23 protein-coding genes are annotated in these 26232 nt (G+C 65.5%); 15 read left to right on the forward strand and 8 right to left on the reverse strand.

Annotation, left to right across the window (positions count from 1 at the left end; genetic code table 11):
- Position 1: 1 nt before the first annotated feature.
- From XH90_RS06420 to XH90_RS06430, 3 genes are all read right to left on the reverse strand, one after another.
- On the reverse strand, positions 2 to 550 hold the full coding sequence (locus tag XH90_RS06420) for a c-type cytochrome (protein ID WP_194479745.1): 549 nt from the start codon (positions 548 to 550) through the stop codon (positions 2 to 4).
- The gene (soxC, locus tag XH90_RS06425) at positions 537 to 1808 is read right to left on the reverse strand and encodes a sulfite dehydrogenase (protein ID WP_194479746.1); all 1272 of its coding nucleotides are present in this window, start codon (positions 1806 to 1808) and stop codon (positions 537 to 539) included. The genes XH90_RS06420 and soxC overlap by 14 nt, the downstream gene beginning before the upstream one ends.
- 137 nt (positions 1809 to 1945) lie before the next feature.
- On the reverse strand, positions 1946 to 2284 hold the full coding sequence (locus tag XH90_RS06430; protein WP_210348717.1) for a carboxymuconolactone decarboxylase family protein: 339 nt from the start codon (positions 2282 to 2284) through the stop codon (positions 1946 to 1948).
- Positions 2285 to 2387: 103 nt separating this feature from the next.
- On the opposite strand from XH90_RS06430, the gene XH90_RS06435 reads away from it, so the two are divergent.
- Positions 2388 to 3365, forward strand: coding sequence for an AraC family transcriptional regulator (locus XH90_RS06435; protein WP_194479747.1), 978 nt, complete (start codon positions 2388 to 2390; stop codon positions 3363 to 3365).
- Here the strand turns inward: XH90_RS06435 and XH90_RS06440 are convergent.
- The gene (locus XH90_RS06440; protein WP_194479748.1) at positions 3328 to 5115 is read right to left on the reverse strand and encodes a peptide ABC transporter substrate-binding protein; all 1788 of its coding nucleotides are present in this window, start codon (positions 5113 to 5115) and stop codon (positions 3328 to 3330) included. The two genes, XH90_RS06435 and XH90_RS06440, sit on opposite strands and share 38 nt — an antisense overlap.
- A 333-nt stretch (positions 5116 to 5448) precedes the next feature.
- On the opposite strand from XH90_RS06440, the gene XH90_RS06445 reads away from it, so the two are divergent.
- Positions 5449 to 6000, forward strand: a complete 552-nt coding sequence (locus tag XH90_RS06445; RefSeq protein WP_194479749.1) for a hypothetical protein — start codon at positions 5449 to 5451, stop codon at positions 5998 to 6000.
- Positions 6001 to 6181: 181 nt separating this feature from the next.
- Positions 6182 to 8503: a molybdopterin guanine dinucleotide-containing S/N-oxide reductase gene (locus XH90_RS06450; protein ID WP_194479750.1), complete on the forward strand. Its 2322-nt coding sequence runs from the start codon at positions 6182 to 6184 to the stop codon at positions 8501 to 8503.
- 229 nt (positions 8504 to 8732) lie between these two features.
- Here XH90_RS06450 and XH90_RS06455 read toward each other — a convergent pair whose 3' ends face one another.
- Entirely contained in the window at positions 8733 to 9308 is a 576-nt protein-coding gene (locus XH90_RS06455) for a TetR/AcrR family transcriptional regulator (RefSeq protein ID WP_194479751.1), read from the reverse strand.
- A gap of 156 nt (positions 9309 to 9464) precedes the next feature.
- On the opposite strand from XH90_RS06455, the gene XH90_RS06460 reads away from it, so the two are divergent.
- From XH90_RS06460 to XH90_RS06500, 9 genes are all read left to right on the forward strand, one after another.
- Positions 9465 to 10907, forward strand: a complete 1443-nt coding sequence (locus XH90_RS06460) for an MATE family efflux transporter (RefSeq protein WP_194479752.1) — start codon at positions 9465 to 9467, stop codon at positions 10905 to 10907.
- A gap of 365 nt (positions 10908 to 11272) precedes the next feature.
- On the forward strand, positions 11273 to 12307 hold the full coding sequence (locus XH90_RS06465; RefSeq protein WP_194479753.1) for a putative FMN-dependent luciferase-like monooxygenase: 1035 nt from the start codon (positions 11273 to 11275) through the stop codon (positions 12305 to 12307).
- A gap of 29 nt (positions 12308 to 12336) precedes the next feature.
- The gene (locus XH90_RS06470; protein WP_246755700.1) at positions 12337 to 12957 is read left to right on the forward strand and encodes a CMD domain protein; all 621 of its coding nucleotides are present in this window, start codon (positions 12337 to 12339) and stop codon (positions 12955 to 12957) included.
- Positions 12954 to 13532, forward strand: a complete 579-nt coding sequence (locus tag XH90_RS06475; RefSeq protein ID WP_194479754.1) for an alkylhydroperoxidase domain protein — start codon at positions 12954 to 12956, stop codon at positions 13530 to 13532. The genes XH90_RS06470 and XH90_RS06475 overlap by 4 nt, the downstream gene beginning before the upstream one ends.
- A 61-nt stretch (positions 13533 to 13593) precedes the next feature.
- Positions 13594 to 14745, forward strand: coding sequence for an ABC transporter substrate-binding protein (locus tag XH90_RS06480; RefSeq protein WP_194479755.1), 1152 nt, complete (start codon positions 13594 to 13596; stop codon positions 14743 to 14745).
- Between the two features lie 53 nt (positions 14746 to 14798).
- Positions 14799 to 16622, forward strand: a complete 1824-nt coding sequence (locus XH90_RS06485) for an ABC transporter permease (protein WP_194479756.1) — start codon at positions 14799 to 14801, stop codon at positions 16620 to 16622.
- Positions 16622 to 17473 carry an ABC transporter ATP-binding protein gene (locus XH90_RS06490; RefSeq protein WP_194479757.1) on the forward strand — a complete coding sequence of 284 codons (852 nt, stop codon included), beginning with the start codon at positions 16622 to 16624 and terminating at the stop codon, positions 17471 to 17473. The genes XH90_RS06485 and XH90_RS06490 overlap by 1 nt, the downstream gene beginning before the upstream one ends.
- Positions 17470 to 18210, forward strand: a complete 741-nt coding sequence (locus XH90_RS06495; RefSeq protein WP_194479758.1) for an ABC transporter ATP-binding protein — start codon at positions 17470 to 17472, stop codon at positions 18208 to 18210. Before XH90_RS06490 ends, XH90_RS06495 begins: the two co-directional genes overlap by 4 nt.
- Positions 18211 to 18314: 104 nt before the next feature.
- Positions 18315 to 19379: a HoxN/HupN/NixA family nickel/cobalt transporter gene (locus XH90_RS06500; protein ID WP_194479759.1), complete on the forward strand. Its 1065-nt coding sequence runs from the start codon at positions 18315 to 18317 to the stop codon at positions 19377 to 19379.
- Here the strand turns inward: XH90_RS06500 and XH90_RS06505 are convergent, their stop codons facing one another.
- Positions 19380 to 20891, reverse strand: coding sequence for an ATP-binding protein (locus tag XH90_RS06505; RefSeq protein ID WP_194479760.1), 1512 nt, complete (start codon positions 20889 to 20891; stop codon positions 19380 to 19382). It lies immediately after the preceding gene.
- A 359-nt stretch (positions 20892 to 21250) separates the two neighbouring features.
- Here XH90_RS06505 and XH90_RS06510 point away from each other — a divergent pair, with 359 nt between their 5' ends.
- Positions 21251 to 22315 carry a ketopantoate reductase family protein gene (locus XH90_RS06510; protein ID WP_194479761.1) on the forward strand — a complete coding sequence of 355 codons (1065 nt, stop codon included), beginning with the start codon at positions 21251 to 21253 and terminating at the stop codon, positions 22313 to 22315.
- Positions 22316 to 23141: 826 nt separating this feature from the next.
- Complete coding sequence (locus tag XH90_RS06515) at positions 23142 to 24029, forward strand: dienelactone hydrolase family protein (protein WP_194479762.1); 888 nt, start codon at positions 23142 to 23144, stop codon at positions 24027 to 24029.
- A gap of 25 nt (positions 24030 to 24054) precedes the next feature.
- Here XH90_RS06515 and XH90_RS06520 read toward each other — a convergent pair whose 3' ends face one another.
- Positions 24055 to 24918, reverse strand: a complete 864-nt coding sequence (locus XH90_RS06520) for an SDR family oxidoreductase (RefSeq protein ID WP_194479763.1) — start codon at positions 24916 to 24918, stop codon at positions 24055 to 24057.
- Positions 24919 to 25064: 146 nt separating this feature from the next.
- On the opposite strand from XH90_RS06520, the gene XH90_RS06525 reads away from it, so the two are divergent.
- Positions 25065 to 25811 (forward strand): HAD family hydrolase, encoded by a 747-nt coding sequence (locus tag XH90_RS06525; protein ID WP_194479764.1) that lies wholly within the window; start codon positions 25065 to 25067, stop codon positions 25809 to 25811.
- Between the two features lie 13 nt (positions 25812 to 25824).
- Here the strand turns inward: XH90_RS06525 and XH90_RS06530 are convergent, their stop codons facing one another.
- Complete coding sequence (locus XH90_RS06530) at positions 25825 to 26232, reverse strand: nuclear transport factor 2 family protein (RefSeq protein ID WP_194479765.1); 408 nt, start codon at positions 26230 to 26232, stop codon at positions 25825 to 25827.

Raw genomic sequence — 26232 nt, forward strand, 5'->3', positions numbered from 1 at the left:
CTCACTTCTTGTGGAACAACCGTGCCGGATCGAATTCCGGGTCCGGAATGAAGCCGCCGCGGTTGGGCATCCTGATGTCAGGTAAGGAGTCCTTGTCGACCTTGCCGTCGGCGGGCACGATGCCGTTGAGGCTGAGGATGTAGGCGGTGACGGCGTAGGTCTCGTCGGTACTGAGCGAGCCCGGCGTCGGATACGGCATCGCGCGGTGGATGTAGTCGAACAGTGTCGTCGCATAAGGCCAGAAGCTGCCGACGGTCTTGACCGGCATGTTGGAGGCGAGCGTGCCCTGTCCGCCGGCGAGGCGATCCTTGATTCCGCCCTGGCCGTTCTCGCCATGGCAGGCAGAGCAATAGTCTGAAAACACCTGCTTGCCCTGCGCGACGGTGCCGCTGCCATCGGGCAGTCCCGTGCCATCGGGACCGACATCGATGTCCCACAGCTTGACCTCATCAGGCGTCGCCGGACGTCCGAAATCAACGGCAAAGGCTGGGGCTGCGAGCAGTCCCACAATGAAGATGCCTGCGGGAAGCAGCTTGCTATGCGAGGACATTGCGAACCCTCCCGGCTCCGTCGATGCTCCAGGTCTGCTGGGCGTTGTAGTGAAACAGCGCGTTGGTCCCCATCGCGGCGATGAAGGATTTCCGGTCCGGCTGAACATTGCCTTGCTCGTCGGTCGAGCGGCTGACGATCGTGGTCGGCTTGCCGTCCCACATCCAGTCCATCTGGAATCGCACCTGCGCTTTGGCCAATACCGGCAGGTTCAGTTGCGCCTGCTTCCAGGTCTTGGTGCCGTCGGTCGAGATCTCGACCTTGGCGATCTTGCCGTGCCCGCTCCAGGCGAGACCGGAGATGTTGATGTAGCCCGGCTGGATCTGCATCATCCCCGAAGGCTGGGTGATGACGGAGTTGGTGTCCATCCGCAGCTGGAATTGCCGTGCCTTGCCGCTCGCGAGCAATTGCGTGTAGCGCGCGGTCTCCCAGCGCGTCATCCACGGCGCGGTGCCGAACTTGAGGCGGCGCAGCCATTTGATGTTGAGGTTGCCCTCGAAGCCCGGCATTACCAGCCGCATCGGAAAGCCGTGCGCGGGCCTGAGCGGCTCGCCGTTCTGGCCATAAGCGACGAAAGCCTCGTTCACGATCTCTTCGGTGAGCGGAATGCTGCGGTCGACCCCCGCGCCGTCACCGCCTTCCGCCAGCATCCAGGTCGAGCCCTTGTCCTTGGCGACGAGGTCGATCAGGAATTTGAGCGGCACGCCGGTCCATTCATTGGTGCTGACGAGACCATGCGTGTTCTGCACCGTCAACTCGGGGTCGGCCTTCTTCCAGTTCTCCCAGCCGTTGCCGGTGCATTCGATGAAGACCACGCGCGAAATCGACGGCATCCGCTTGAGATCATCGACGCTGAACACCAGAGGCTTCTGCACCATGCCGTGGACCAGAAGACGGTGCTGTGCAGGATCGATATCCGGCACGCCGGAATGGCTGCGCTCGTAGTGCAGATCGGTCGGCGTGATGTTGCCGACCAGCTTATGATGTGGCGTCTTGGAATTGATGGCATCGCCGGGGTCGATGTTGCGTTTGCCTGGCGTGGCCTCGGGGATGCGATCGATCTTGACGAAGCGAGATCGCTCGCTGTGCGCGCTCAGGTCGGCGCCCGGACCGCGATCGGGGACGTCGGCGAGCGATTCGGCATTGGCCGCTTCGGTCGCGGCCACGCCCAAAATGCCGGCCGACAAGCCTCCCACGAAGCCACGCCGCGACACGTTCGCAGGCCGTGACGACAACTCGATTGGCGTCTTGGACGTCATACGATCTCCCATCGATAATCGTGTGTTTTGGAAATGCCGATCGCGTTCATGCGCCGACATTTACCGCACGCCGCGCGGATTGCTTGTTAAGTTCTGTTAGAAGGAGTGAGCGCAGGCGCGCGCACTCCTGCGATCGTTCAAGCTTCCCTGAACGCCTCATGCGCGCGGGTCGAGTAGACCAACGCGGCGCCGGCATTGACCGAGATCGCGGTGCCGAGCGCCTCGGCGATCTCGCCTTCGGTTGCGCCGTGCTTCTTCGCTTCGGCAGCATGGACGGTGATACAGCCGTCGCAACGCAGGCTGATGGCGACGGCGAGCGCTATCAGCTCGCGTGTCTTGGCGTCGAGATGAGCGGTCTTGGCGCCCGCACCGCTCAGGGTCGCGTATCCCTTGACCGTCTCGGGTGAGAGCTTGCCGATCTCGCCGACGCCAGCGACGACCTGGCGGCGGTAGGTGTTCCAGTCGAGCATGGCCATGTTAACCTCCATCGGTGTGCTGGCCTCTAATGTGTCGGCGTTTGCTGCGGCGGGAAATGGCCGCGCGGCTCAGGCAGATGTCCGGGCGGATCAAGGAGTGCTGATGTCTGAGGCTGAAGCCGCCGAATTGCTGAATGCGATGGTGCCGCTGTTCAGGATCCGTCCCGTGATCGAGGATTCCTGCAGGTTTGGTGGCAGCTGGGAGTCGCTGCACGCGCCGAACGGCAAGGGATGGGCGCAATTCCACATGGTGACGCGCGGCTCCTGCGTGGTCGAGCGGCCGGGCCTTGGCCCGCAAAGGCTGGAGGCCGGCGACATTCTCCTGCTGCCGCACGGCGACAGTCATCTGGTGCGAAGCGAGGTGAAGGGCGCTGCCGGGCGGGTCTCGACTGGCGTCCGAAACGGGGTTCGCCAGCGCGCGACGGTCGATGCTGCGGCGGATACGGAGCTGCTGTGCGGCCGTTTCCTGTTCGAGACCTCGGACGAGAATCCGCTGATCGCGGCGCTTCCCGACGAGATCGTCCTGCGCACGGCGGGAGAGCCGCTGCTGGAACGATTTCGGCGCCTGCTGCTCGACATCCGCGAGGAACTGGACGTGGGGCGGGCCGGATCAGAGATGGTCGCCGCCGACCTCGCGCGAGCACTGTTCGTCATGATGCTCCGCGACCACCTGACGGAGCGGGCGTCCGCGAACGGGACGCTGTCGCTGTTGCAGGACCGCACGACGGCCCGCGTCGTGCTGGCGATCCTCGGCGATCTCGCCCGCGACTGGACGCTCGACGAGATGGCGGAGGTCGCCATCGCCTCGCGCGCGACGCTGGTGCGGGCTTTTCAGAAGCGCGCAAGCGTCGCGCCGATGACGTTCCTGTCAGATCTGAGATTGGCAGTCGCGCGCAAGCGGCTGGCCGGCACGTCCGATCCGATCGCGAAGATCGCGGCGGAGATCGGCTATGCGTCCGAGAGCGCACTGAGCAAGGCCATCATGCGTCGATACGGCGTGCGACCCGGCGCTCTGAGAGAGCCGGGTCAGCATGCGCCGGTCGTCAACTTCGATACCAGCTCGCCAAATTCCAGGTCGTGACGTCCCAGCCCGAGATGTCGGCCATCAGGTTGTTGACGCCGCCTCCGACGATGTTGCGTGACAGCAGCGGCACCAGGATGTTGGCCTCGCAGAAGATCTCGTTGACCTTGATCAGCAGCGCGGCGCGCTTGACCGGATCGAGCTCGTTCTGCGCGGCCTTGTAGGCCTTGTCGGCCTCCGCATCGGACCAGCGCGAGATGTTGCGCCCCAGCCATTTGTTGTCCTTGTTCGCGATCTCCCACGACACGCACTGGTTCAAGAACCGCTCCGGATCGGGCTGCGGCTGCGTGGTGTTGTACATCTCCATGTCGGCATAGAGTTTGGAGTAGGTGTCGGGATTGCCGACGTCAGACGAGAAGAACACCGATGCGACGACGGCCTTGATCTCGATCTCGATGCCGGCCTTCTGGCAGGCCTGCTTGATGATGGCCTGGGTCTTCTGCCGTGGCCCGTTGATCGAGGTCTGGAACACGTATTTGAGCTTCTTGCCGTCCTTCTCGCGAATGCCGTCCGCCCCCGGCTTCCAGCCGGCTTCGTCCAAAATCTTGATCGCCTTGTCGATGTCAAACGCGTAGCGCAGCTTGCTCGATTTGAACTGCGCGGGCTGATTGACGAAGCTTGCGGTCGCGACGCCGCCGCGGCCGTAGATGAATTTCTGGATGCCGTCGCGGTCGATCAGCAGGTTGAACGCGCGGCGCACGGCCGGATCGGACAGCGTCGGATGCTTGGTTTTGGCATTTGAACGTTCGCCATCGACCTCGGTCCATGGATCCGTCGTGTTGAGGATGATGAACTCGACATTGCCGGAGAGCGTGACGTCGACCTTGCCCTTGCCGCTGGTCTCCATGCGCTTGAGGACCTCGTCCTCCACCTGCAGATTCCAGGCATAGTCATATTCGCCCGTCTGCAGCACCGCGCGCGCTGCCGAGACGGCGTCGCCGCCGCCCTTGACCTCGAGCGTGTCGAAGTAGGGCCGGTTCTTGACGTGATAGTCGGGGTTGCGCTCGGCACGGATCATGTCGCCGGGCTTGAACTCCACGAATTTGTACGGGCCGGTGCCGACCGGCTTCAGATTGCCCGGCGCTTCGCGCGACTTTGCGCCGGTATAGTCGCCAAAGTGATGCTTTGGCAGGATCTGCCCGACCGAACCGACGAAGGGGTCGGCCCAGAACGGGGTCGGCGCCTTGAAGATGACCTTGACGGTGTGGTCGTCGATCTTCTCGACCGTGATATCCTTGTAGGATCCCGTGGTGTAGGCGGCCGTGGCGAGATCGGCTGCGTAGCTCCAGGTGAAGACCACGTCGTCCGCTGTGAACGGTTTACCGTCATGCCACTTGACGCCCTGCTTGAGCTTCCAGATCACGCTGGTGCCATCCGCCGCGATGCCCCCGTTCTGCTTGGTCGGCACCTCGGCGGCAAGACAGGGGATGAGGTTGCCGTCCGCGTCCCAGCCGGCGAGCGGCTCGAAGAAGATGCGCGAGGCGATCTGGTCCTTGGTGCCGATCGCGAAATGTGGATTGAGCAGCGTCGGAGCCTGCCACAGCAGGATTTTGAGCGGGCCGCCGCCGCCAGCCTTGGTCGGCTTGTACTGCAGCGTTGCATCCGCCATCGCCACGTCGTTCCAGAGCAGCATCTGGCCCGCGATCGGCGCGGTGATTCCGACCGCGGCCATTGTCCGGATGAACGAGCGTCGCGACAGCGTGCCTTGCTTCACTTCCGCGACTGCCTTGCGAATTTCGTTCTCGTTCATCGGATGACCTCCACCACGAAATAGTCGTCACTGGCACCGACCCATCATGTTTGATCATGGACGAGGGAGCAATGCCGGGAGGGGAGGAACAACCTGCGACGAAATGGCGGGCGAGCGTGCCGCAAAGCGGCATGCCCCTGGCAAGCGTCAGGATGGTCCAAGATGTTGCGGCGATCGGCAGCTTCTGCCGGGGCACCTTTGCCGGGGTGACGGATCTCCCATCCGAAATTGAGACAACCCCTTGATGGATATGGTTCCCTCAACTGGCATGCCCATTGCACGCGGAACGTGCGTTCGCAATGACAGTGGAGTTCGCGTATGAGTGTTGGCGGCATGAGCAGCATCAGCGGTGGAAGCACGACGAGTTCGTCGTCGTCCACCGGCCCATCGAAATCGGCGGATGGTTCGCAAGTCGGAGACGTCTCGACCTTCGCCTCGCTGATGCATGACGGCACGCCCTATGACGAGGTCAAGGTCAACCTGCCGAACGGAATGTCGGTGGGCATCGTCCATTTCGGCGGCGGTGGTCTGGACAGCAGCGCGCTCAAATCCATCGAAGACTTCGTCCAGCGGTTCGCGAGCCAGCAGGTATCGGGAGATTCGTCCTCCGCGACCGACCAAACGCAGAATGACGACACCCCCGACACCGTCGGGATCGACAAGATCCATGTCGATCTCCCGAACGGATTGTCGTTCGAGGTCGTCCATTCTTCCGGCAATCAGGTCACGGACAGTGCCGCCGTGATGAAGGAACTCACCGAGGCGGCCGAGGAGCTCACTGAAGCCCTCGCGCAATATTCACCGTCATCGTCGGTGGCATCCGCCTATGCCGCGCAACAGGCGGCGTTGTCCGATCATACGAGCCAGGTCGACGCCCGGAGCTGAGCGGAGCGCACGGGTTGCGAGGGGCGCGCCGCAGGTCGCCGTGCGATCTGCGGGATGCCGCCATGCGTCCGGTTCCAGACGTCGGTAATCCGTTGCCCTGCATGCGCGGCCCTCATTATATTGGCGCGATGATTGCGACCGGAAGCCGCCTGCTCGGCGTTTCCTGCGATGAGGTCACGCGATGGACGATACGATTGGCTTCCCCGACCCCGGCCTCGATTTGTCTGATGGATTCAAGCCGCACACTTCGCATTGGGGCGTGTTCTCCGCGCGCAATGGCGCAGCCGGGCTGGAGGTGAGGGCCTATGCGGGGGATCCCGATCCGAACGGCATCATCGACAATTTTCCCGGCGCGTTGCGCCACCAGGCGCGCATCGCCCAGCCCGCCATCCGTCGCGGCTGGCTCGAGCGTGGGCCGGGTCCAGATAGCAGGCGCGGTCGCGACGAGTTCGTCTCCGTCAGCTGGGAGAAGGCGCTGGATCTGCTCGGCGACGAGCTGGCGCGCATCCGCGATACGCGCGGCCCCGGTGCCGTGTTCGGCGGCTCGTATGGCTGGTCGAGCGCCGGCCGGCTGCATCATGCGCAGAGCCAGGTCCATCGTTTCCTCAACATCGCGATGGGCGGCTATGTCCGCTCGGTGAATTCCTATTCCTCGGGCGCGTCCTCTGTGCTGCTGCCGCAGATCATGGCGGGCTACGAGGACATCACCAAGCGCAACGTCACCTGGGAGCAGATCGCTGATACAACCGAGATCGTGCTCGCGTTCGGCGGCATGGCGCTGAAGAATTCCATGGTGGCCGGCGGCTCGATCAGCAAGCATGTCGAGCGTGACGCCATGGCGGCGGCACGCCGGCGCGGCTGCGAATTCATCCTGATGAGCCCGTTGCGCGAGGATCTGCCGGTCGAGGCTGGCGCGGAATGGATGAGCTGCATTCCCGGCACCGACACCGCGCTGATGCTCGGCATTGTCCACACGCTGGTCAGTGAGGGCATGGACGACCAGGCCTTCCTCGATCGCTACACCGAGGGATGGCCGGTGTTCCTGCGCTATCTCACCGGCGAGAGCGATGGGCAAGCCAAGGATGCCGCATGGTCCGCAGCGATTTGCGGCGTCGATGCCGATGCGATCCGCAAGCTGGCGCGACGCCTTGCCGGCAAGCGCGCGCTCATCACCGTCTCGCACTCGCTGCAGCGCGCGGAGCATGGCGAGCAGCCGGTGTGGATGGGCATGGTGCTGGCGGCCGCGCTCGGCCAGATCGGTCTTCCCGGCGGCGGCTACGCTTATTCGCTCGGCGCGATCGGCTATTACGGCCGCCGCGTCAACGACGTGCCGGGGCCGACGCTGGGGCAGGGCCGCAACGGTGTCCGCGATTTCATTCCGGTGGCGCGCATCGCCGACATGCTGCTCAATCCCGGCAGCACTTATCGTTACAATGGCGAGACGCGTACCTATCCTGACATCCGCCTGGTCTATTGGGCCGGCGGCAATCCGTTCCATCACCACCAGGATATCAACCGCTTGCGCAAAGCCTTCGCGAAAGTCGACACGCTGGTCGTGCACGAACTCGCCTGGACCGCGACCGCGCGCCACGCCGACATCGTGCTGCCCTCGACTATGACGCTGGAGCGCGAGGACATCGGCTACTCCACCAACGATCCGCTGATGGTCGCGATGCACCGCATCGCCGAGCCGTTCGGGCTCGCGCGCGACGACTATGATATCTTTGCAGATCTCGCAGATCGCCTCGGCGCCCGCGAGCCGTTCACGGAGGGCCGCACCTCGCGGCAATGGCTGGAGCATCTCTACGAGCCGACCCGCGCCTCGCTCGCCAAGCGGGGCCTGGAGGCCCCGAGCTTCGAGGAATTCTGGCGGCGCGGCAGCCTGGTCGTGCCGCAGCAGCCCGACGATGGCGGCCGCCTGCGCAGTTTCCGCGAGGATCCGGTCGCGCACGCGTTGCCGACGCCGAGCGGACGCATCGAGATCTACTCCGCGAAGATCGCCGGACATGGCGATGCGGATTGCCCGGGCCATCCGGTCTGGCTCGAGAAGAGCGACATGCCCAAACCCGGCGCGCCGTGCTTCCTCGTCGCCAACCAGCCCGTGACGCGGTTGCACAGCCAGCTCGATTTCGGTGGTCATTCGCTCGCGGCAAAGCATCGCGGCCGCGAGGTCGCGCGCATGAATCCGCGCGATGCGAGCGCGCGCGGCATCGTGGATGGCGACATCATTCGCCTGTTCAACGAACGCGGTGCGTGCCTTGCCGCAGTGCATGTCACCGACGGTATCGCGCCCGGTGTCGTGCAGCTTCCGACCGGCGCCTGGTACGATCCGATGGACCCGGAAGACGAGGCGCCGCTCTGCGTTCACGGCAATCCGAACGTGCTCACCCGCGACATCGGCACCTCCTCCTTCGCGCAAGGCTGCACCGGCCAGCTGACGACGGTGGAGGTGGAGAAATTTACCGGCAATTTGCCGCCGATCCGGGCGTTCGATCCGGCGTAGCACGGCGATCGAAGCGATCGGTGGAGCGACGCTGTATCCGGACCGCCGCCTGACAGCAGGGTCAGGCGACGGTGCGGTGCGAACTCAGTGAACTTGGGGAAGTTGTAAGGCCGCGAAAGAACGCTAGCCTGGCCGCCGAGGGCACTCAAGTTTCGCTGTGTTGCCGCGGCCAGAGATTCATTTCAGCCGCCCCCAAACCGCCACAGATGGCGGCCGGTCCTTCGAAGGCTCAGCGCTGGCTTGCGATCGTCACCGCCGCGTCCACCGCATCCTCCAGGATCTCGTCGGATAGTTGCTTGTCGTTGACGGCGCGCGCCAATTGCAGCGCGCCGACCATGATCGAATAGATCGTGATCGCCTTGCGCCGCCGGTCTTTCGCGGAGCCATGCCTGATCTGCTCCGCCATCAGCACGATGATGTCGGCAACCTTGCCGGTGAATGCGTCGCGCGTGGCCTTGGGATGCCGCGCAATCTCGGCGACCAGCGCAGCGGTCGGGCAGCCCGTGCCGGCGCGGTCGCGATGCCGCGCCGAAAGATAATCGCGGATCGTGGTTTCCAGCGCGACGCCGTTCTCCAGATTGGCCTCGTGCCGCTCCTCCCGCCTCGTGAGCGCATCGGTCAGCACCTCTCGCACCAGATCTTCCTTCGAGGCGAAGTGCGTGTAGAAGGCGCCGTTGGTGAGGCCTGCCTCCGACATGATGCCGGCGAGACCGACCGCGGCGATCCCGCTTTCGCGGAATTTTGCCGAGGCGACATCGAGGATGTGCCGGCGGGTTTCGTCCTTGTGTCCCTTGTCGTAGCGCATGGACCTCAACTCCGTGCCGCCGCCCGGCCTGAAAGGCGAGCCACAGGATCGTGAGCGATTTGCTATTGCATTACGATCATAATAATACATTATAAGTGTAATGCAATGGCGGCTCGGCGGGGCGGGCGGCCTTCGAAAGGCAACAGGATCCCAGGAATGTCAGTCGAGGACGTCGCCGCACCGCCTTTGTCCGCCATGGAGGCCCCTGCGCGAAGCACGGCCGCGCCCCGCCCGGCCGCCACGACCGCCGACCTGCGTCGCAACGCGCTTCTGACCGCGCCGATCCTGCCGACCCTGCTCAAGCTCGCCGCACCGACCGTGACCGTGCTGGTGGCGCAAACCGCGGTGAACATCGCGGAGGCCTATTATGTCGGCTATCTCGGCACCGACGCGCTGGCCGGCGCGGCGCTGGTGTTCCCGATCTTCATGCTGATGACCATGATGTCGAATGGCGGCTTCGGCTCCGGCGTTGCCTCGTCCGTGGCGCGGGCGGTCGGCGCCGGCCGCCGCGACGACGCCGACGCAGCATTATTCCACGCCATCGTGCTCGCGATCATTGCCGGCGGGCTGTTTACGCTCGGCGCGCACTTCGGCGGCCCGGCGCTGTTCCGCGCGCTCGGCGGCCGCGACGGCGCGCTCGACGCGGCCATCACCTATTCCAGCTATCTCTTCGCCGGCGCAATTCCCGTCTGGATCGTCAATCTTCAGGCCGCCGCGTTGCGCGGCTCCGGCAACGTCAAGGTGCCGGCGCTCGTGACGCTGATCGGCGCGATCGTGACCATTCCTGTTTCGCCGCTGCTGATCTTCGGCTTTGGACCCGTTCCAAGCCTCGGCATCGGCGGCGCCGGCATTGCCTTTGGACTTTATTACAGTGCGGCGATGTTGTTCCTGCTGCGCTACATGTCCTCGGGCGCATCCGGCCTGCGGCTGCACATCGTGCCCCTGCGCGCACGCATTCTAGGCGATATGCTGAAGGTCGGCATCCCTACCGCGTTCAACGCCGTGCTGACCAATCTCACCGTCATCTTCGTCACCGGCGCGGTCGGCCTGTTCGGCACGTCGGCGCTCGCCGGTTACGGCATCGCCTCGCGGCTGGACTACATCATGATCCCGCTGCTGTTCGGCATCAGCACGGCGACGCTGACCATGGTTGGCGTCAACATGGGCGCAGGCCAGACCGCGCGGGCGCAGCGGATCGGCTGGGTCAGCGGCGCCGCCGGCATGATCATGACGGGCTCCATCGGGCTTCTAGTCGCGGTCTTTCCGACCGCGTGGCTGCATCTCTTCAGCCACGACGCCGACGTCGTGAACGAGGGCATGACCTATTTGCGCATCGTGGCGCCCGCCTATGCGGCGCTGGGATTTGGCTTCGTCTCGTCGTTCGCGGCCCAGGGCACGGGCCGGGCGATGGGTCCGCTCGTGTCCGCGATCGCGCGCATCCTGATCGCAGCCGGCGGCGGTTGGGTTGCGGTCGCCTATTTCGGCGCGGGAATGACCGGGCTCGCCACCATGGTCACGGTATCGCTCGCCGCTTACGCCGTGATCTGCATACTGATCATGCTTTCGCCGTCGACCTGGCGCGCCGAGCCGCGCGCGTAGGAAGGGCTTGCGCGCGGCGTGCCGCTGCCTCAATCTGCGTTCGTTTCCCATTTGCCTGCGAACGGAGAAGCGTTGCCCGCCGCAGGCGGCCAATATGAATTTTCATTTCATTGATTTCGCACCGAGGAGAAGCGAATACGGTCCTACTCATTGTCGTCGAGTGATGGAGACCAAGATGTCGTTTCGCCCGTCGTCCTCACCGGGTTCAGGGGCGCGGTGCTGCCGAGCCGTTAGGCAGCCTGCCTAGCCAAAGTCCTGCGCAGGGGGCCGGTCCCGGCGGGCAGCCTTGCGCATTGCCCGCTTGTCTCGCGCCCCCGCAACCGACATCATCAGGGCCGTGGCCATCCTCGCCCGACAGGGGTCGTATGAAACGTCTTGCAAACCTGAAACGTCTGGGATTCTTCACGCGGCTTCTCGATGAGGCCCCTCCGGCCGAGCGCTATCGTTTCGCCGCCGAGCAGATCGTGCGTGCCGAGAAGGCGGGCCTCGACTCCGCGTGGATCGCGCAGCACCATTTCCACGAGCGCGAGGGCGGGCTGCCGTCGCCCTTTGCCTTCCTCGGCTATGTCGCGGCCCAGACCTCGCGTATCCGCCTCGGCACCGGCATCGTCACGCTGCCGCTGGAAAGCGCGGTGCGGGTGGCGGAGGACGCCGCTGTCCTCGATCTGCTCTGCAACGGCCGGTTCGAACTCGGGGTCGGTACCGGCGGCAATCCGTCCGCCTTTACCGCCTTCGGCCTCGACGGCACCCAGCGCAACGAGATTTTTGCGCGCAATCTGGAGGTGGTGCGCAAGGCGCTGACCGGCCAAAAGCTCGATGGCGGCGACACGCTCTATCCGCAGCGGCCGCAACTGGACAAGCGCATCTGGCAGGCGACGTTCTCCGTGGCCGGCGGCGCGCGCGCCGGCAAGGCCGGCGACGGCCTGCTGCTGTCGCGCACCCAGCCCCGGGCCAAGGACGCGCCAAAGGCCACGCTCGCCGAGATCCAGAACCCGATCATCGACGCCTATCTCGCCGCGCTCCCGGCGAGCGCCGAGCCGCGCATCATGGCCTCGCGCAGCGTGTTCGTCGCTGACGATCATCGCGAGGCGTTGCGGCTGGCCGATATCGGCCTGCGGCGTGCCCTGCCGCAGTTCATGAAGGGCGGTCACCTTCCTCCGGGCGAGACGCTGGAGGAGATGATCACGGCGTTCGACACCCATGTCGGCGGCGCCGACGAGGTGATTGCCTCGCTGCGCACGGATGCCACGCTTGAGCGGGTGACCGATCTGGTGTTCCAGGTCCATTCGGTCGATGCGCCGCACCCCTACGTCCTGCGCTCGATCGAACTGGTGGCGGACAAGGTCGCGCCGGCATTGGGCTGGGCCCGCACCGCGCCCGACGTGGCGCTGGCAGGCTAGCCGAGGTTTATGGAATTTCACGAGGCTGAATGATGGCGACGACGGATATCATCGACACGCTTGCCGGAATCAAACCGGAATCGGCCCTGGACGCCATCCGCGCGCGGCGCCTGCAAGCGCGCGAGAACGCGCAGAAGAGCTATCTCTCGCTGTTCGAGCCGATCGACGCCGGAGATTTTTCGCTGCTCGAACGCGCCGCGGTCGCGGCGTTCGTGACGGGGCTCCATGGCGAGTCGCCCGTTTCGACCTTCTATCGCGACAAGCTTGCAGCGATCGCAGGCGGCGCCGCGCTGCTTGAAGCGATCGATGCCGAGATCGCGCGCGGCAAGACCTCGGGTCCGTATGGCTCATTTCCAGCAGGTCCGCTGTCGGTCGAGAACACGGCCGGCTTGATCTATCGCGTGAACGCGGCGGGCAGGTCCGTTCTCGGCGCCCGGCTCGTCGCGGCGCTCGAGCATGCGCACCTGCTGGTGTTCCGGCCGCGCGATGCGGCATCCAGCGACATGAAGGCGCTGCTGGCCGCTGGCTGGTCCAACACCGGCATCGTCACCTTCTCCCAACTCGTCGCGTTCCTGTCGTTCCAGGTGCGGGTCGTCAGCGGCTTGCGCACGCTCGCCGCCGCGAACGCACAAGAGGAGGCCGCATCATGAGCGCCACCGTCAATCCGCCTGTCGTCTTCACCCAGGATGAACTCGGCTGGGTCGCCTGGATCGAGCCGTTGCCCGAGGCCGAGCTCACCGAGCGGCATTTCGCCGGTCTCGTCGATCGCGCCCGTGCCAAGTCGGAATATTTCCGCCTTTTAGTGCGCGACCCCGAGGTGCTGGAAGCCCGCACCAGGACCGACAAGGACATCTTCTACAACGTCGCCGACGGCCTGCCGCGCGCCGAGCGCGAGCTCGCTGCGGCCGCGACCTCGCGCTACAACGGCTGCATCTACTGCGCCTCGGTGCATGCGCGCTTCGCCAGCACCTATTCCAAGCGCCGCGAGGACGTACAGAAGCTGCTCGACCAGGGCGTCAATGCCGATCTCGGCGAACGCTGGAACGCCGTGGTCAAGGCCTCGGTGGCGCTCGCCGCGACGCCGATCGCATTCGGCCCCGAAAATATCAAGGAACTGCGCAGTGCGGGCCTCGACGATGCCGAGATCGTCGACGTCATCAACGGCGCCTCGTTCTTCAACTGGGCGAACCGGCTGATGCTGTCGCTCGGCGAGCCCTCGAAATAGGCAATCTCACCGGCACAAGACTTGCTGCTTGTTTTCAACACCCGACGGGATGGAGTCGTGCATGAGCAACATCAATCGCCGAACCCTGGTCGAGGGCTCGCTCGCCCTGATGGCGGGCGCCGCCTTCTCGCGCGCCGCCTTCGCCGACGCCGATCCGATCCTGCTCGGCGTCAGCGGTCCGTTGACCGGGCCGAACGCGCAATATGGCACGCAATGGAAGCAGGGCTTCGATCTCGCCCTCGACGAGATCACGGCTGCGGGCGGCATCAACGGCCGCAAGCTCGCCTACACCTTCGAGGACAGCCAGAGCGATCCGCGCCAATCGGTGGCGATCGCGCAAAAGTTCGTTTCCGATCCCCGCATCGTGCTGGAACTCGGCGATTTCTCAAGTCCCGCCTCGATGGCGGCCTCGCCGATCTATCAGCGCGGCGGCCTCGTGCAGTTCGGCTTCACCAATTCGCATCCCGACTTCACCAAGGGCGGCGACTTCATGTGGAGCACGTCGGTCAGCCAGGCCGACGAGCAGCCGCTGCTGGCGCGATATGCCGTGAAGCGCCTCGGCCTCAAGAAGCTTGCGGTCCTGCATCTCAACACCGATTGGGGCCGCACCAGCCGTGACTATTTCAACAACGCGGCCAAGGAATACGGTGCGGAGATCGTCGTCACCGAAGGCTATATCCCCGAGGAGCGCGACTTCCGCTCCACCCTCGTGCGCGTGCGCGATGCCAACCCGGACGGCCTGGTCCTGATCTCCTACTACTCCGACGGTGCGCTGATCGCGCGCCAGGCGCGGCAGGTCGGGCTGAAGCAGGTGATCTGCGCCGCGAGCTCGGTCTACTCGCCGAAATTCATCGAGCTCGGCGGCGAGGCCGTCGAGGACGTGCATGTCGGCACACGCTACTTCCCGGAAGATCCGCGGCCCGAGGTGCAGAAGTTCATTGCCGGCTTCAAGAAGAAGTACAACGGGCAGGAGCCCGACGCCTTCAACGCCTACGCTTACGACGCGATGAACATGGCGGCGGCCGTGCTGAAGATCGGGGGCACCGACCGCAAGGCGATCCGCGATGCCTTCGCCAAGGTGAAGGACGTTCCGAGCGTGATCTTCGGCACCGCGACCTTCGACGTCGCCACCCGTCGCGTCAAGGGCGCGATGAATGCCGAACTCGTCGTGCGCAAGGGCCAGTTCACCGTTTGGGACGGCAAGCCGACCTGACATGATGGCCGGAGCGATCGCTCCGGCCCTTCTCCCTTGATTAGGAATTCTGCGTGTCTTCCTGGCTCGACTACACCATCAACGGGCTGATCGTCGGTAATGTCTACGCGCTCGTTGCGGTCGGGCTCGCGCTGATCTTCGGCGTCAGCCGGCTGATCAACTTCGCGCAGGGCTCGATCTATCTCGTCGGCGCCTATATCGGCTGGGTCGCGGTGGTGCAGCTGCACACGCCGCTGCCGCTCACCATCATCTTCGTCGCGGTGGTGGCCGCTTTGGTCGGGCTGATCATCGAGCGGTTCGGCCTGCGTCCGCTGCAGAACTCGGTGCGCATCGCGCCGCTGCTGGCGACGATCGGCATCAGCTTCGTGCTCGATCAGCTGGTGATGCTGACGTTCTCGCCCAACCCGCGCGCCTTGCCGAGCCAGTTGCCGGATGTGCGCTTCCAGGTTGGTGGCGGCACCATCGGGCCGCTTGATCTCTTGATTGCCGGTGTCGGGATCTCCAGCGCGCTGCTGCTGTTCGTGTTCCTGCGCTATACCAAGCTCGGCTGGGCGGTGCGCGCCGCTTCGCAGGACCGGGACGCGGCGATGCAGATGGGGGTCGACGTCAACCGCGTCAATCAGACGGTCTTCGGCATCGCGGCTGCACTCGGCGGCATCTCCGGCCTCTTGGTCGGCATGTACTACAACCAGATCGACACAGCGATGAGCCTGCAGGCGACGCTGAAGGGCGTCGTCGCCGAGGTCGTCGGCGGCGCCGGCAATGTGCCGGGCGCGGTGGCCGGCAGCCTGCTGCTCGGACTGGTCGAGAGCTACGGCGTCGCCGTGTTCGGCACCAGCTATCGCAACCTGTTCGCCTTCCTGCTGCTGGTCATGGTGCTGGTGCTGCGGCCGAACGGCCTGTTCGCCAGCGCGCGGCAGGCGCCGCCCGAACCGCTCACCGGCACCTTCATCGCGCCGAGCCGGCCGGTGCGCATTCCGCGCTGGGCCCTGGCTGTCGCGGTCGCCGTGTTCGCCATCCTGCCGCTGCTGCCGGTGTCGTTATACGTGCTGCAGACGCTGATCAACGCCTGGCTGCTCGGCTTGCTCGCGCTCAGCCTGACGCTGGTGGCGGGAACGATCGGGCAGGTTTCGCTCGGTCACGCCGCGCTGCTCGCGATCGGTGCCTATACGTCCGCGCTGCTGTCGCTGGCGTTGAACGTGCCGGTCGGCCTCGCCATCATCGCCGGCGGCCTGATGAGCGCGGCGCTCGGCACGATCCTGATCTCGCCCTCGTTTCGCCTTCGCGGGCACTACGTCTCGATCGCGACGCTCGCGATCGGCGAGATCGTGTCGCTGGTGATCCTGAACTGGGAAAGCGTGACGCGCGGGCCCATCGGCATCTCCGGCATCCCGCCGCTGTCGCTGTTCGGCTACGATCTGATCAGCCCGGCCTCGGTGTACTGGTTCGCTTTCGCGGTCATGGTCGCGCTCGCGCTGCTCCAGGTGCGCCTGCTCGGCTCGCATCTCGGCCGCAGCTTTCGTGCGATCCGTGACGATGACATCGCCGCGCGGGCCTATGGTCTCAGCCTGAACCGCTACAAGTCGCTCGCCTTCATCTTCGGCGGCTTCGCGGCAGGCGTTAGCGGCGGCATCGCGGCGCACCTCTATTCCTACATCAACCATGAAACCTTCAACACGCAGCAGTCCATCCTGGCGCTGACGGTCGTGATCCTTGGCGGCCTCGGCAACGTCGTCGGCGCCATCGTCGGCGCGGTCGCGCTGGTCGGGCTGCCCGAAGTGTTCCGGATCGCGGCCGAGTACCGCATCCTGATCTACGGCATCGTGCTGTTGCTGCTGGTGCGGTTCAGGCCGCAAGGCCTGTTGGGGACGATCTGATGGCGGCGGAGACGATTGCACCTCTGTTGTCGCTGCGCGGGTTGACCCGCCGCTTCGGCGGCCTGACGGCCGTCGGCGGCATCGATCTCGATCTCGCCAAGGGCGGGCTCGTCAGCATCATTGGCCCGAATGGCGCCGGCAAGACCACGCTATTCAATCTCGTGACCGGGCTCGACCGGCCTGATGCGGGCGAGGTTCGTTTTGAGGGTCAGGACATCGCCGGCCTTTCGCCTGAACGGCTGGCAGCGCAAGGCATCGCGCGCACGTTCCAGCTCGGCCGCGTCTTCGGCAATCTCAGCGTCATGGACAATGTCCTGATCGGCGCGCACACGCGCTTGCGCGCGGTGAAGCCTGCGGTGCCGGTGATCGGTCCGCTGCTGGAATTGGGACTGGCGCTGTTGCGTCCCTCCAGCGTCAAGGCGGAGGAAGAGCGGCTGCGCGAAGAGGTCAAAGCCATCCTGGCTCGCTTCGGTGAGCGGTTGCTGCCGCGCATCGACCAGCCCGCCTACAGCCTGTCCTATGCCAACCGCCGCCGCGTCGAGATCGCCCGCGCGCTGGCGCTGAAGCCGCGCCTGTTGCTGCTGGACGAGCCGACCGCCGGCATGAACCCGAGCGAGACCGCGGAGATGCAGGCGCTCGTCGCCGAGCTGAAGGCGGAGGGGCTGACCATCCTCCTGATCGAGCACAAGCTCGAGATGGTGATGCGCCTCTCCGACCGCGTCATCGTCATGGACGAAGGCAAGAAGATCGCGGAAGGGCCGGGCGAAGAGGTGCGTGGCGACCCCAAGGTGATCGAGGCCTATCTCGGCCACGGGCTATCAGGAACGGCTGAGCAGGAGAGCGCGGCATGACCACGAGCGCGCCCGAACCGCTGCTGGCGCTGACCAACGTCAACACCTTCTACGGTCAGGCCCAGGTGCATTTCGACCTGTCCATATCGGTCGGCCGCGGCCATATCGTCTGCCTACTCGGCGGTAACGCCAGCGGCAAATCGACGACCATGAAGATCATTCTGGGCCTGGTGAAACCGCGCTCCGGCGAGGTGACGTTCGACGGCGCCTCGCTGATCGGGTTGACCACGCCGCAGATCGTCCGGCGCGGCATCGCCTCGGTCCCGGAGGCGCGGCGGCTGTTCGCGGACATGAGCGTGCGCGAGAACATCTTGATGGGTGCGTTCGTGCGCAACGACCGCGACGCGGTTGCGCAGGATCTCGAGAAGATGCTCACGCTGTTCCCGAAACTCGGCCAGCGGCTGTCGCAACGCGCGGGTTCCTTGTCCGGCGGCGAGCAGCAAATGGTCGCGATGGCGCGGGCGCTGATGAGCCGGCCGCGTCTGATCGTGATGGACGAGCCGACCATGGGGCTGTCGCCGCTCTATGTCGACCGCGTGCTGGAACTGATCCGCACCATCAACCAGGAGGGCGTCTCGGTCTTCATGGTCGAGCAGAACGCCAGCCTTGCACTCGAGATCGCGCACGAGGCCTACGTGCTCCAGACCGGCAAGATCGTGCTGTCGGGCCCAGCGCGCACGCTGAAAGACGACCCCCGCGTCCGCGACGCCTATCTCGGTGGGTCGCAGGCCGCGTAAGTCGGCCATGCGCGAAAATTGTCCCGGCCGCGCCGGATTGCGCTGGTCGGTATGATCATTGTGTGAAAAGATCATACCGTTGACGCAATGAGGCGCGCAGCGGGATGAGTTTCGTGACGAGGTTTTTGCGGGCGGTCGAGCCCACTACCGTGCTCCTGTTCGGCGTGCTCGTCGCCGCCAATGTCGCCGCTTGGGCCTGGGCTTTTGCGGCGTTCGGCGATCGGCCCGCGGTGATGGCGACCGCGCTGCTGGCCTGGGTGTTCGGCCTGCGCCACGCCGTCGACGCCGACCACATCGCCGCCATCGACAATGTCGTGCGCAAGCTGATGCAGGCGGGCGATGCGCCGCGCTCGGTCGGCCTCTATTTCGCGCTCGGCCATTCCACCGTGGTCGTGGTCGCGACCATGCTGCTCGCGCTCGGCGTGGTCAGCCTCGGCGGCGACAGCCTGCTCAAGAATATTGGCAGCCTGATCGGAACCTCGGTGTCGGCGCTGTTCCTGCTGGCGATCGCCGCCATCAACCTCGCCATCTTCGCCGGCCTGTGGCGGACCTTTCGCCTGGCGCGCGAGCAGGGCGTTCATGACGCCGCCGGGTTGGAGGCGCTGCTCGCCCATCGCGGCTTTCTGGCGCGGCTGCTCGGCCCGATGTTCCGCCTGGTGACAAAACCCTGGCACATGTTTCCGCTCGGCCTCCTGTTCGGCCTCGGCTTCGACACCGCGACCGAGATCGGCCTGCTCAGCATTTCCGCCACCGAAGCCGCGCGCGGCGCCTCGCTCGCCGATATCCTGGTCTTCCCCGCACTGTTCGCCTCAGGCATGGCGCTGGTCGACACGGCCGACTCCGCGCTGATGGTGAGCGCCTATCGCTGGGCCTTCGTCGATCCCATGCGCAAGCTCTGGTACAACCTCACGATCACGGGAGCGTCCGTCGCGGTCGCGCTTTTGATCGGCGGCATCGAGGCGCTCGGCCTGATCTCCGACCGCCTCGGTTTTTCCGGCGGCGTCTGGGCGCTGGTCGACGCTCTCAATGAATCGCTCGCCAATGTCGGATTCGCCGTGATCGCGATGTTCGTGGTCGCCTGGCTCGTCTCGAGCGTGCTCTACCGCCGCATCGACCGCCGGCCCCGCGTCGAGCCGGACGTGCTGGCCGACGTCACCGAGGCGGCCTGATCAAGCCGACGCCGCGCTTGGCATCTGCTCGGCCGGCTGATCGTCGCCATTGGGATCGCCCGGCGCCGTCGCCCATGCCAATTCCACCAGCGTCACGAACCTGCGCCCGCCGCCGTCGAGCTGGACCACGATCAGGCCCTGCTCCTCCATGTAGCCGAGCAGGCGCTGGGCCCGGCGCAGCGAGTGCGAGCCATAGGCACGCGCGATCGCGGCATCGCCGGGGCAGGGCCAGCCTTCCTTGGCTGCACGCGCGATCATCATGAACACGCCCTGCATGTCGTCGGGCAGGATCGAGGCGCGGAGCGTCACCTCCTGCCAGGAATCGTCCTCGGCAATCTCAGTGCCGAGTCCCGCGCGCGCATGCGTCAGCATGCGGCGGAATTCACTCAAGTCAGGCACGGACGCGCCGAGGCCTTCGATGCGGCAGCGGACCACGAATTCCTGATAGAGCACGCCGATGGCGCGGAAGCCGGCATCGGGCGCGGCCAGCACGGCGCGCAAGGTGCGATCCACGCGCTCGCGCCGCTCGGCGAGCTCTTCGGCGCTGACCGGTTCCTCGACCCCCTCAGGGCTGATCTCGGGCGTTGCGGCCTTGGCCGCGCGAAGCTGTTCGAGCAGATCAGGCGCGGGCCGGCGTTGCGGCCGGCTGGCATCCGGCGGGGGCGCCGCCAGAATCACGGCGCGCATATCTTCCGTTGTCGCTTCCGGCAGCGGCATCAACCGCGGCGTCGAGTTGCGGGGGGAGGTGTCGGTCGGGCCGATGTTCAGACGCAGCGGACGACGCGACAGCGCAGGCCCGAGCGCCATGAATTGCCCGCGTTCGAGATCGCGGAAGGCTTCGGCCTGCCGTCGCTCCATGCCGAGCAGATCGGCGGCGCGCGCCATGTCGATGTCGAGGAAGGTCCGGCCCATCAGGAAGTTCGAGGCTTCGGCCGCGACGTTCTTGGCGAGCTTCGCCAGACGTTGCGTCGCGATGATGCCGGCGAGGCCGCGCTTGCGGCCGCGGCACATCAGATTGGTCATAGCGCCCAGCGACAGCTTGCGCGCCTCGTCCGAGACCTCGCCCGCGACCGCCGGCGCGAACAGCTGCGCCTCGTCGACCACCACCAGCATCGGGTACCAATGGTCGCGCTCGACGTCGAACATGCCGCCGAGGAAGGCGGCCGCGCGCCGCATCTGGTTCTCGGCATCCAGCCCTTCGAGATTGAGCACCGTGGAGACGCGATGCAGCCGGGCGCGTTCGCCGGCGACCTGCAGGCCGCGCTCGGTGTGATCCTCGGCGTCGATCACCAGATGGCCGAAGCGTTCGGCCAGCGTGACGAAATCGCCCTCGGGATCGATGATGGCCTGCTGCACCCAGGGCGCGCTCTGCTCGAGCAGGCGCCTGAGCAGATGCGACTTGCCGGAGCCGGAATTGCCCTGCACCAGGAGACGGGTCGCCAGGAGTTCCTCGAGGTCCATGGCCGCCCCGGCGCCCGCCGTGGTCAACCCCATCTCGATCGCAACCGTCATGTCCCCGACTCAAGCCCCGTCATTCGCGGCAAGGGACTTATCAATCGAAGCGGGACGCGTCGAGCGAAACACGAGGGAACATGCCGCGTTGCCCACGGCGGAATTTCAGTCGAGATTTGAAAGCCGTAGAAGTGCGGGCCAGAATGACTGCGGGATCGGCGATGCGATCGTATTTCGGTTAAATCGCAATTCGTGCCGCGAAGCGACCCATCGGATTTCATCCGTTTAGCGGAATATTCCACTTTTCTTGTATGCATTATCCCAGTTGCCATTGCCGGCTGGTTTGCCTTACATGCTGCAGCGCACCCGCGGATAACGGCCGGGGCTCAAAAAATCACACACATGACGAGGGGACGACCATGGCACGTAACGTTCTGATTCTGGGTGCTTCCTACGGCTCCCTGCTGGGCACCAAGCTCTTGATGGCCGGGCACAACGTGACCCTGGTCTGCCGTGCCAAGACCGCGGAGCTGATCAACCGCGACGGCACCGAGGTGCGCATCAAGCTGCGCGACGAGGCGGTGCACCGCGCGATCTTCTCGCGCGACTTGCCCGGCAAGCTCGACGCGGTGACGCCGCAGAACGTCGACGTCTCACGCTATGATCTCGTCGGCCTTGCGATGCAGGAGCCGCAATACACCAACCACACGGTCCGTATGCTGATGGTCAAGATCGCCGCGGCGAAGCTGCCGTGCCTGTCGATCATGAACATGCCGCCGCTGCCTTATCTCAAGCGCATCCCGGCGCTCGCCGATATGGATCTCGAAGAGGCCTACACCAATGCGCAAGTGTGGGAGCGCTTCGAGCCGGGCCTGGTGACGCTGTGTTCGCCCGATCCGCAGGCCTTCCGTCCGCCGGAGGAAGCGGCGAACGTGCTGCATGTCGGCCTGCCCACCAACTTCAAGGCGTCGGTCTTTGCCGACGAGAAGCACAACAAGGTGCTGCGCGAGCTCGAGGCCGATATCGACGCGGTGACGCTCGACGGCAAGGATGTGCCGGTGAAGCTGAAGGTGTTCGAATCGCTGTTCGTGCCGCTGGCGAAATGGTCGATGCTGCTCACCGGCAACTATCGCTGCATCACGCCGCACGAGCCGCAGTCGATCCGCGACGCCGTGCACGGAGACCTCGCGCGCTCGCAGACGATCTACGATCATGTCGACGCCATCGCGCGCCGGCTCGGCGCCGATCCCGAGGACCAGGTGCCTTTCGCGAAATACGCCAAGGCCGCCGAAAGCCTGCTGAAGCCCTCGTCGGCTGCGCGGGCCGTGGCCAGCGGTGCGCCCTTCATCGAGCGCGTCGATCTCCTGGTGAAGCTGATTTCGCATCAGCTCGGCACGCCCAATGCCGAGATCGACCGCACCGTCGAGACCGTCGACCAGAAGCTGAACGAGAAGATCGTGCAGGGCGGATCGGGAGCGCAGTAGCGGCGCGCCTCCGCGTTGCCCGGCGGGCAAAACACCTGTAGGGGCTGTCAATCCCGCTCGCGAAAAACATTCCGCTTTACCGAATTTCGGAAACGGCGTATGTGTCGCGCATCCCGGTTCATCCTTGAGGGGCGATCGTACGTCGTCACGAATTGCGAGCCGGAGTGCGGTGGACGCGGCAGCGTCGGCACGAGAGGGTGCGGGCAGGGCGGGTAGTCCCTGTGAGCCCGAAACCGCGTGCGGACGAACGGCGCTGTTCAGTTCGTCTCGCCAGCATTCTTGCGGCGCGTGTGCACACGTCTGCAAGACCCTGTGGCGGCAACGGACGCGCGTACGGCAAAACCGTGTGGTCCCGGCCGTCGTCGCTACGGTCAAGCCTGTCGCGGAGATGTGGAGCGTCCAACCGGATCAACCACATCGTCAATTCGCGGGGCGAGGGAGGCCAGAAGGAATTCGGCTCCCGGGAGAGCGCGGCATAAGCCGTCAACCCATCGCGCAGGGAAGGCCGTGTGTTGGGCTTCACCTGTATGCCGCTGTGCGGTCTTTCACTGCGCTACATTTCGCGCAGCGGACCGCGGGTGCCGCCGGCACCCGGCCTTCCCTGCACCCTCTTGGACAAGAGGGCGGAGAGAACGAGCAAAGCTCGGGCGAAACGCGTCGCGAGAGCGCGAAGGTGTGTCTGCGATTCGAAATGCAAACGCCGGCAAGGATCCGCCAGGTCTGATCCCGGCAAAAGCTCTCAGGCTGGTGATTTGCGTTTCGCCGGCAATTATTGGCGAATGCGCCGCCTGCGGGATCAGGGCCAGGCATCAGGAAGGATCGATCAATGAGTGTTGAAATAACCATGACGGCAGACGTCGTCGGATTGACGAAAGTCGCCCCGGTCTCGCGCCGCGGATTCATGAGCGCCACCGCGGCGGTTGCCGCCGGCTACACGCTTGCGGCGGGTCCCGTCCGTGCCGAGGTGATCACGACCGACACCGCTGACCTTCAGGCCGGCGACGCCAGGATCAAGGTCGGTTCCGAGGAGATGCCCGCCTATTTCGCCCGCCCGGCCGGCAACACCAAGGCGCCGGTGATCATCGTGGCGATGGAGATTTTCGGCCTGCACGAATACATCAAGGACGTGACGCGGCGCCTCGCCAAGCTCGGCGCTTTCGCGGTCGCGCCCGACTATTATTTCCGCAAGGGAATGGACCTGACCAAGATCACCGACATCAAGGATCTGCTGTCGATCGTCAATGCCAAGCCGGACGCCGAACTGCTGTCTGATCTCGACGCGACGGTGGCCTGGGCTGGATCGCAGGGCGGCGACACCGCCAGGCTCGGCATCATCGGCTTCTGCCGCGGCGGCCGCACGGTCTGGGAATATGCAGCGCATAGCGGCACGCTCAAGGCCGGTGTCGCCTTCTATGGTCCGCCGGTCGATGCGCCCAATCCGCTCTGGCCGAAGAGCCCGCTCCAGCTCGCACCCGAGATGAAGGCACCGGTGCTCGGTCTCTATGGTGGCGCCGATACCGGCATTCCCGTCGCCCAGGTGGAGCAGTTCAAGGCTGCGCTCGAGCAGAACAAGAAGACGGCCGAATTCAAGATCTATCCGGGCGCGCCGCACGGCTTCCATGCCGACTACCGCAGCAGCTACCGCAAGGGCGCGGCGGAAGATGCCTGGAAGCAGGCGCAGGCCTGGTTCAAAAAATATGGCGTGTTGAGTTGACACCGAATATTAGGTGCCGCCTTTTTCATTTTGTCGGTGCCAGTCTCGCATCGTCGTCGCGCCAAAGCGCATCGAGACCGTGCCGATAAGTCGGATGGGCCAGCGTGACACCGAGTTCTTGCTTCAGCCTCGCATTGGAGACGCGGGCGCTGCTGGCATAGAAGCTGCGCGCCATCGCCGACATCTCCGCGGTCGCGAAGGCTTCTTCGGCCGGCGGCGCGACGCCCATGAGCTGCGCGGCATAGGTGATCACGTCCTGCGGCGGTGTCGGCTCGTCGTCGCAGACGTTCCAGGTGCCGCCGCCCTGATGGCGAACCGCGGCCATGATTGCGCTCGCGATGTCGTCGACATGGATGCGGTTGAACACCTGGCCGGGCTTGATGATGCGCCGCGCCGCGCCGCCGCGCAGTGTCACCAGCGCGTTGCGGCCGGGGCCGTAGATGCCGGCAAGCCGCAGTACCGCGACATCGCCGTGCGTCGTCTCCGTCCAGGCCTGCTCGGCGGCGACCCGCATCCGCGCGCGGTCGAGGGAGGAATGTGGCGGCGTGCTCTCGTCCACCCAGCCACCGGCGTGATCACCGTAGACGCCGATGGTGGAGAGGTAGACGACCTTGCGGCGGCCCGACGCGAGCACATCGCCGAGCGCAGCCAGCGTGGGATCGCCGGTGTTGCCCGGCGGGATCGAGATCAGGAGGACATCGGCGTCGCGGATGCGCTCGACAGTGGCGTCAGCCGGACGGCTGCCGGAAAAACCGTGCAGCTCGATGCCGGCGAGGTCGTCCCGCTTGGCGGGATCGCGCACCGTCCCGGCGACATGCGAGAACGCGTCGCCGAACCTGCCGACGAAATGCCGGGCGCTATAGCCGAGGCCGAGGATAAAGAGCCGCATGCGTTCCCGTGCTGGGTTCGAGTTCCCGATCGCGCGAGCCCGCGCGCCCTCGCTCATAAGAGATTTTTGGGTCCGGCAAAAGATATTGCGATTTTACTCGCCCGGTGCCTCAGGCGATGCTCGCTCGTCACAGGGAGGCGCGGACCATGCAGGCGGAGGCGATCGCTCCAGCGGACGCGGCAGCGCTGATCCGGAACGCGGCCGCGCTGATCTTCGATGTCGACGGCACCCTTGCCGAGACCGAGGAGCTGCATCGACGGGCCTTCAACCACGCCTTCGCCCGCCGCGGTCTCGACTGGCACTGGGACCGTGCCGTCTACCGGGATTTGCTGCGGGTGACCGGCGGCAAGGAACGCATCCGCGCCTTCCACGCCAGGCAGTGGATCGCGCCGCCCTTGTCGGACGCTGACATCGCCGAGCTTCATCGCATCAAGACCGCGCACTATGCCGAGCTGATCGAGACCGGCTGCTGCCCGTTGCGGCCCGGCGTGGCCGAACTGCTCCCAGCGGCAAAGGCGCGTGGCCAGCGGCTGGCGATTGCGACCACCACCTCTCACGGCAATATCGATGCGCTGCTGTCGCAGGCGCTGGGGCCGCGCTGGGCCGCGGATTTCGACGCGATCGTTGCCGGCGATGATGTCAGGCACAAGAAGCCGGCGGCGGACGTCTATCTCGAAGTGCTGACGCGACTGAAGCTGGAGGCTGCCGACTGCATCGCGATCGAGGATTCCGCCAACGGGCTGATCGCGGCCTCGGGCGCCGGCATTCCCGTGCTCATCACCCGCAGCATGTATTTCCGGGACGATGATTTCAGCGCGGCGCGGGTCGTGCTGGACGACCTGTCGGAACTCGCTGCCAAACCGAGAATCGTAAAACAACCCCATGCACAGTAGAACGGCGGCGCCGTCAGTGTACCCGGTGGCTCGCTCTATCGTCCTCGGCCTGTTCGACGATCTGCGCAATCGGGCTCGACTGATGGTGCACCAGGCGCCAGCCGTCGCCGACGCGGCGAAAATGGTTGGCTGCGGCGAGCGCGGTGCCGTCGACGATCTCGATGCAGAGCACGCGGGCGCTGTCGCCGTCGACGATGGCCTGCGGCTCGGCGCAAGCGATCTGCGGCCTTTCAGGATTCTGCAGGATGTCACGCCAGCTTCCGATCACGGTGGCGTGGCCGACGATCGCGGGCCAGCCGGGGTGAATGCAGGAAATGGCGTCGTCATCCGCCCACATCCGCTTCATGCCGTCGAAATCGCCCGTCGAAAAGGCGGCGTAAAAAGCCGCGTTCGCGGCGATGACCTTGCTGTCCTTTGCCAT

Source organism: Bradyrhizobium sp. CCBAU 53338 (genome assembly GCF_015291665.1).
GTDB lineage: Bacteria > Pseudomonadota > Alphaproteobacteria > Rhizobiales > Xanthobacteraceae > Bradyrhizobium.